This is a genomic window from Sphingomonas sp. P3_C6, from assembly GCF_056402595.1.
Genome location: NZ_JBFUHB010000022.1, coordinates 70,399 through 77,916 on the forward strand (window position 1 = coordinate 70,399; position 7,518 = coordinate 77,916).

Below are 7,518 nucleotides of genomic sequence, written 5' to 3' on the forward strand. Positions count from 1 at the left end.
CGTCGGATGGCCCGGGGCGAGGCGTCGCTAGTCGCGCTCGACCGCGATGCCGCTAATCTGAAACGCGAGGCGCCGCGTGTCGAGATTGCCGATCTCCTCGGCGGGAATCCAGGTCTCGGAGGTGATCGAGAGTATGGCGTCCGCCGCATCGGCTTCGATCGGCAACCGGGTTTCTCCCGGCCCGATCGAGAGCGTCTTCCTTGCGCTGCCGCTCCAGCACAGGCTGGCTTCGACGGGCCGGCCTCTGAAGTTATGAATTACCAGTTGCGCTCTTCCCCGGTCAATCGGTGTACGGAAAGTGATCTGCGCCTCTTCGCCGGCCACGAGATAGTCCCCGTCGACAATCATTCCGGCGATCTCGCAGTTCCGCAGCATCCAGTCGGGCGTCAGCAGCGTGTCGGCGGCCGCGATGATGAACTGTCCGATGGCCGGGTCGGGATCGGTGACGACCCTGGTGTTGAGCAGTGCCCGATCCATGCAGGCGACGATGAAATCATGCGACCAGCCGCTCTCGAACCAGCCATGTTTGCGGATGCAATAGACTGACATCGGGTCGAGTCTCAGTCCCCAATAGGGCCACCAGAAACTGTTGATCGGTTCGCCACAGGCAACGATCTTGCCACCGGCGGCAAGCATGGGTCCCAGCCGCTGAACGAGCGCCCAGGGCTCGACCGCGTGGTGCAGGCATTCGTAGAACAGGATCAGGTCGATAGGCGCGTCCGAAACATAGTCGTCGAACGCGGCGTGGACGGTCTTTATGTCGTATCGATATCGCTCCGATCGCTCGCTGACCAGCGCCACGAAATCGGGGTTGATATCGACCGCCTCCACCTCCAGTCCGACATAGGAGGCCAGTTCCGACGACAGGCCCCAGCCGCATCCCATATCGACCATGCGCGCGCCGCGGCGGGGATTTGCGAGGCGCAGTGCCGTTGCGAGCTGTACGAGCTGGGTGGCAAGGACGCCGGGCTCGCCATGATTATAGGGGTTGCGGGACATTAGGTGCGGGACGTGGTCGAACACCGTATATTCGTTGACGTTCTGGTCGAGCCCGCGACCGGCGATTTCATGGTAGAGCGCGATCTGTTGCGCGAAATATGCACTGCCGAAGGGGTCGAGGCCAGTGTCGACCGGCGTCTGGGGCGCGTAGGTGAAATCCCGCCAATACTCGTCGACGCCGGGAAAACCGGGGCCGCCCAGCGCATCGACCCGGGACACGAAGATGTCGAGGTCGGCCGGACCGAAAGCCGTCATCTGGAAGCTCCGCTGAAAAGCATTTCGGGGCATGTGTCGGCGGGATCGGGGGGGATCCGACCGTCCGGTAGCCTGTCAGACAAGGGCGCCGCCCTCCATATAGGTCTGGAGCGACATGAAGTCGGCAGGCGGGCGATTGGCGGACAGGCTGTCGATCGTGGAGAGGGTAATGGCTTCCATAAGGGCCATCCGCGCGGCCACATTCCCTGCCTCGCATAAATAGAAGCCGCGCACGCCGATGGCGATCATCCGAGTCTCGCTTCCGACAGTTTTTGTGAGATCTTCGAAGGTCGTGCATTGGAGATCGACCGTCATCGGCTGATCGGGTGCGGTGAGGCCGGGAAGCTCGACTGAGAGCCACCGGCGCTCATTGGGCTCGAAAAGGGCCTCTTCGAGCCCTTCGCGACCGTTCGCGTCTATGCGCAGTTCGCAGGCGATATGGGGCATGCCCAACAGGTCGAGATAGAGGCGGTGCGGCTTGGTCGCGTCGGGTACGGTGAAACGCAACGTCCCGCCGCCCGGCTTGGTCCAGCATCCCCATGGGTCACGGCCCCACCAGTTGAATCCGGACCGGAAACCGTCGGTCGAGCGCAAGCCCGGCCACAGGCGCGGGGCGAGGTGGCGGCTAAGCGAGTAATATCGCCCGGGCTCCGCGATCGGTGTCTCGACCGAGATGTCAGTATCGGCGTTCGCCCACCGGGATACGCTGCCCAGGATTTGGCCTGCGATGTCGTCCCATGATCGCGGGCTGAACCTGCCCGTGATATGTCGCTCGCGTGAGCGCCGGTACTCGGCATCGAAAACGAGCCGCCCTATACTTTCGATGAGCTCGGCTCGCGATTCTAGGCTGAAATAGTCCGCGAAATCTCCGCCGGCCTCGGGAATCGAGGAGATTCTGGAACAGAGCGGAACCTTGCCGTGCGACAGGGACTCGGTAACCGGAAGACCCCAGCCTTCATAGTTGCTCGGATAGAGCGTGAAGAGGCAATTTTCGTAAAGCTGGTCGAGATATTCATCGGACACGTTGGAGAGGATTTGGACCTTCGCCTGCAGATCGGGGCGGGCTTTCAGATGATCGTGGATCGGTTCGTTCATCCAGCCAGAATTGCCTACGCAGACGAGCTTTGGCAGTCTCCTGGCACCATAGCGATCGAGCAGCTTCGACCACGCCTCGAAGGCGAGGAGGTGGTTCTTGCGCGGTTCTATCGTCGAGACGAACAGAACATAGGATCCGCGGGGCAGTCCAATAGGGCGCGGCGTCGCAATATCGCCTGGGGCTGGACTTTTTCCGGGGACGGCATCCAGTCGAACCACCTCGATCCGACTGCTTTCGATAGGACGACCCAGATAAGCGCCGACCTTTGCGAGGTCGTTCATGGTCGACTGCGAGTTGACCAGATAGAAATCGGCATGATCGAAGACGCTGACGATCCATGTCGTGAAGTCGCGCACCAGCAGCGGGGGACAGAGGTCGGACCGGACCAGCGGGATCAGGTCATGGATGAAGGGGATATAGCGAATGCCAGCTTCCTGCTTCGCCCTGCGCACGTACATGAAATAGTTCGCAATCCACCAGGATGTGCCGAGATTGACCAGCGATGCGCCGCGCGGGAAGACGAAGGGCGGCGCGACGTTCATCAGGACGGTCAGCTCAGTGAAGGCGAGCGACCAGTCCGCCTCCCCGCCGGAACGATTGAGCCGGCATAGATCGAGGAACTGAACGGGCGGGATCTCGATCCATTCCTCCCTGATTTCGTGAACGGCACAGATGCGTACGTCGCCCGTAGCGTCGTCCAGCGCTGCCTGCAGGGTCTCGAGCTGGACGCGCTGAATTCCGCTCGGCGTGCGGGAATGGTTGAAATAGGCGATCAGGTCGGAGACGTCGAACACCACACAGGGTCGTGTATCCGCCTTGTCGGTGTGTGGAGGTTCGGGCCGACGCTCCACGATCCCGACCTTTTCGAATGCGGGCCGCTCCCGCGGGGCGGTCGCTCCCCGCGGTTCCCCAAACAGGGACCTGAGCTCGTGCATGTCGATCTTTGCGCCTTTCATGGTCAGGGCCCGCAATTCCGCGATCGCGTCAGTCGCGGGCGGCACGTTTCGTGCTGCATCGAAATAGTGCCGGGTGGCCGTCGCGATATCGCCGCGCAGCTTGGCAGCGTGCCCGAGATGCAGATGAGGATCGGCGCTTTCCGGACGAAGTTCTTGCGCCCTTTCGTAATTGGCGACGGCGCCGGGCAGGTCGCCGGCTTCCTTCAGGGCATGGCCACGCTGGATCCAGATGTGGAAAAGCTCCGGCGCCCGTTCTAGGGCCGCCCCATAGGCTGTCGCCGCGTCCGACCAGGCATAACGGTCGCGCGCCGCATTGCCTGCCGCGATGTGTCGGTAGACGGCGCCGGTGACGCTCACGCCGCTCGATCGTTTTGTCTTCACTGCCGGCAGCAGCGCGAGACCGCGAGCGAGAGCGTCAAGCCGCATGTTCGCGCACTCCGGCGAGGATGAGCCAGCCGATCGCGAAGGCGAGGAGCAGGCCGCAGAACACCGTGGCCACGATCACCAGGCGTTCGGGATACAGAGCCTTGCCCGGAAGGTTCGGTTCGACGACCGAAACGATGAACAATTGCTGCTTGAGCAGTTGCTCGCGCGCGGATTGATAGCTTGTAGCGGCCGCCTGGAAGCGCTTCGCGGCAAAATCCTGTCTGACCTTGAGCTTCTCAAATTCGCCAAGGCTGGGCGCGATCGATCGCGCGGAACCGGCGAGGCGGGCGCGGGCCGCGGAAACCTGTCCCTCCAACGCCCGAAGCTGCCGCTCCATGACGCCATATTGCGGTGCCGAAGGCGGTATCTTCGCCGCCATCGTCTGGAAGCTGGCGCGGGCGGCCGCGGCCTGCTGCTCAAGGGCGGCGGCCACATCGATCTGTGCGGCGCTGCTGCGATCCGGATCGATGTCGCGGCTCGACTGTCTGAAGCTGGTCAGCGCTACTTCCGCCGCTTCCACCTCTGCTTCCGCGTCGCGGACCTGGCGCTCCGCGGCGGCGAGCCCGTCGGTCAGCATCCGCTGATTGAGGCTGTTCACACGCCGCTCGCCGAGGTTGAGCAGGCTTTGAGCAAGCATCTTCGCGTCGTTCGGTCGGAAAGCCTTTACCCGTAACGTCGTGATGCCAGTTTCGGAGGCGGCGGTGATCCTGACCTTGCCGAGATAATAGTTGAGCAGCGTTTCGGGCTGGGGGTTGGCGAACCAGAGTCGTGTCGCAAAATCCGCTTCGGGGCGCCGAAAGATGTCGGTCAGGTTTTGCCGCCCAAGGGCATCGATCGCATCGTGAGACACGAGATATTCACTGACGCCGTGCGCGTCTGCCGGTGTCGTCGGGTTGGCGATCCCCAGCATTTGCCCCAGGCTGCTCGCGCTCGGCGCAGCCTGGGGGGCGCGGACGATGAACCTGGCCTCGGACTCATACTGGTTCGCCGCCACCAGATATTCGAAACCCGCCACCAGCAATGTCGGGAGCAGGACGAACAGCAGCAACGGAAGAAACCTTCTCCAGCCCCGCCGCACTTCGTCTTCGTCATCATCGTCGACATCCTGCGGGGCAGGCGGGGGCAAGCCCGCCACCCCGGCGCGTGCCACTTCGAGAAATGGCGGGGGCGTGGCCTGCTCGGGCGGATCGCCGGGCGCGCTGTCAGGCAGGCTGGCCACGGATTCTTCTCCCGGATTCGGCTGGCTGAGAGCATGCATGTCCGCTCAGCTCAGGTGCACATGGCGGCGGAGGATGCGCAGCGCGGTAAGCCCGATCAGGGTCAGGCCGAAGCACCAGCCAAGTATGTAGACCGTATTAAACTGCGCATCCTCGATGCTGGCGAACTGACCCATATGGACCATCTCGAAGATCTGGACGCTCGGCGACCAGGCGATCCAGGAACGATAGGGCTCTGGTATCCAGGCCAGCAGGAAGAATGCCCCGGACAGGGGCATCGCGATATAGACGGCCGGATGAATAATCTTCGCGACGGCGTGACTGAAATGGGTCGCCGCGCAGATGCTCATCGAGATGGCGAAGGAAAACCAGGTGAAGAGCAGGATGCCGGCGAGCAAAACAAGCGGCCGGGCAGGCGGCGCCGCGAGGCCGAGGGCGATGGCGCCGGACAAAAGGATGGCGAGGGCCGCGACCGTCGAGAGGAATTCGAGCAGCGCGCGCGAGAGCAGGATGTCGAAGATCGTCACCATTCGGTGGAACAGGAGGGTCTTGTTCGACTCGAGTGCCGTCTCGGACCGCGCGACGATCGAACGGAAGACGATGAAGACGCAATAGCCGATGAGCGCGAACGGGACCGCGCGCACGTCCGAGCCATGGATGTTGCCGGTTCCTTCCGAACCGACATGGATCAGCGCCACGGCACCTGCCAGTATCATCGGCTCGGTGAGCATCCAGAGATAGCCGATGTTGTCGCGGCCATAGCGGGTATGGAGTTCGCGCAGGATAAGTGCGCCGATCACATGCCGCTGGGCATCGAAACCGTCCACTGTGCGCGAAAACTGCCGGCGCGTCGCACCGGTCAACATGTAGGAGCCTTTTTAAGGGCGGAGACTCCGGCTTCGACGCAGGGCGGACATGTTCCCCAAGAGGGAGCACGCCATGATGACTTTCCCCTGGCGTCGTTCCTGGCAAGGCGCGGCGCTGGAATCGTCTGACCAGGGAGGCCGGCATCCGTAGCTGGGCCGATCCGGAAAGCGCTTGTGCCTGACATATCCACCCGGTGTCTCGAGCATCGTGCCCGAAACCAGCTATCGCTGAACAGTTCGCGGCACCCACTGGTGGAATCCCTAGTCCTGCCGATAAATCGGCGCGGGAGATATGGATGCAAGCCCGGGATACGGTGACTGCACCGATCAATGATGAAATCGCTAGGGATTCCACCAGCCGGTGAGCAACGCGATGCCCTATCGAGGGGTGATCGGATGGCAGCCAGTCCGTGACGGATTCCGGCCGCGCCGAACCTGCTTCTTGATAGGGATATCAGCATGCGACGTTTCCTAATCTTGGTTGCCGCCATGTCCGTGGTCGGTACCGCTCATGGCCAGACCGCGACGCCATCGGCAGCGCCCGCCGCCCAAGGGCTGGGCGGTCCGGTCATTCCGGGCCTGTGCCTGCTCTCGCGTCAGGCGGTGCTTGCCAATGCCAGGGTGGCAAAGGCTGCTGCGACACGGCTCCAGACCCTTACGGAGGAAGCGCAGAGGGAGATCGATGCCGAGCGGAAGCCGGTCGACACCGATATCCAGGCTTTCAATGCCGAGGAAGCGAAGCTTACGACCGAGCAGCGCCAATCGCGCCAGCAGGCCTTGCAGGCGCGGCTCCAGCCGATCGAGGTCAAGGCACGGCAGCGGAGCGGGGAGATCGACGCAACACGCGCCAGGGCGCTCGAACGGATTTCGACCGAACTCCAGCCGGTGGTCGCTCAGGTCTACAAACAGCGCAATTGCGGCATGCTCGTCGACCGCACCTCGGTGATCGGCGGCAACATGACCAATGACCTGACCTTGGCCGTCACCCAGGCGCTAGATGCGAAGGTCTCGACCATCACCTTCAATCGCGAGACCCTGCCCGCTGCACCGATGCCTGCGGCGCCGCGCTGACACGAAGCGGCCCGATGCGTGTCGGGCCGTAGGGCCTGACGATACCCGCGAACGGAGGGCGCTTGGCTGTCGCCACGCGTCCCCCGCGCTCACGTCCTTCTCCCCCCTATCCACTGATCTAAAATCCCCGTCGCGATGTGGACTCACAGCAACCGACCGCCCAATTCTCGAATCCTGTGACCGATCACCCACCCGTCCGAAGCGCCACATCTATGAGTTGCTGAGTTATTGGAGGCGGGCTTGTATCTGAGCTGCACCCGGTTTCGTGGACACCGAGATAAGGTGTTTTTGGAACCGGAGGGTGACGATGCAACGACGGAAGTTCAGCCGGGAGTTCAAGCTCGAGGCGGTGARGCTGGTATTGGAGCGKGGCGTTTCGGCAKCGCAGGCAGCGCGCGATCTGGATGTGCATGCGAACGTGCTGCGCAAGTGGATCCGCGAAGCGGAAGGCGACCCTGGATCGGCGTTTCCCGGCCACGGCAACATGAGGCCAGAGCAGCTTGAGATTGAGCGGCTGCGCCGCGAGTTGGCTCGGATGAAGGCGGAGCGCGACATCCTAAAAAAAGCGGCGGCCTACTTCGCGAAGGACTCGATATGAGGTTCGCCTTCATCGCGAAGCACCGGGGGATCTG

At 62.9% G+C, this 7,518-nt stretch carries 5 protein-coding genes and 1 pseudogene; 2 read left to right on the forward strand and 4 right to left on the reverse strand.

Annotation, left to right across the window (positions count from 1 at the left end; all coding sequences use genetic code 11):
- Window positions 1–27: 27 nt before the first annotated feature.
- The 4 genes from AC1DT7_RS18225 to AC1DT7_RS18240 all read right to left on the reverse strand — a co-directional run bounded on the left by AC1DT7_RS18225 (window position 28) and on the right by AC1DT7_RS18240 (window position 5,815).
- A complete protein-coding gene (locus AC1DT7_RS18225; protein WP_478037560.1) occupies window positions 28–1,254 on the reverse strand; it encodes a class I SAM-dependent methyltransferase in 1,227 nt (408 codons plus the stop codon).
- Window positions 1,255–1,329: 75 nt separating this feature from the next.
- Window positions 1,330–3,732 carry a glycosyltransferase family 4 protein gene (locus AC1DT7_RS18230; protein ID WP_478037561.1) on the reverse strand — a complete coding sequence of 801 codons (2,403 nt, stop codon included), beginning with the start codon at window positions 3,730–3,732 and terminating at the stop codon, window positions 1,330–1,332.
- A complete protein-coding gene (locus tag AC1DT7_RS18235; RefSeq protein WP_478037562.1) occupies window positions 3,722–4,951 on the reverse strand; it encodes a KpsE/RkpR family capsule polysaccharide export protein in 1,230 nt (409 codons plus the stop codon). Before AC1DT7_RS18235 ends, AC1DT7_RS18230 begins: the two co-directional genes overlap by 11 nt.
- Before the next feature lie 45 nt (window positions 4,952–4,996).
- Entirely contained in the window at window positions 4,997–5,815 is an 819-nt protein-coding gene (locus tag AC1DT7_RS18240; RefSeq protein ID WP_478037563.1) for an ABC transporter permease, read from the reverse strand.
- A 459-nt stretch (window positions 5,816–6,274) separates the two neighbouring features.
- On the opposite strand from AC1DT7_RS18240, the gene AC1DT7_RS18245 reads away from it, so the two are divergent.
- On the forward strand, window positions 6,275–6,886 hold the full coding sequence (locus AC1DT7_RS18245; RefSeq protein ID WP_478037565.1) for an OmpH/Skp family outer membrane protein: 612 nt from the start codon (window positions 6,275–6,277) through the stop codon (window positions 6,884–6,886).
- A gap of 307 nt (window positions 6,887–7,193) precedes the next feature.
- Window positions 7,194–7,518: pseudogene (locus AC1DT7_RS18250) on the forward strand (transposase); the annotation flags it as partial.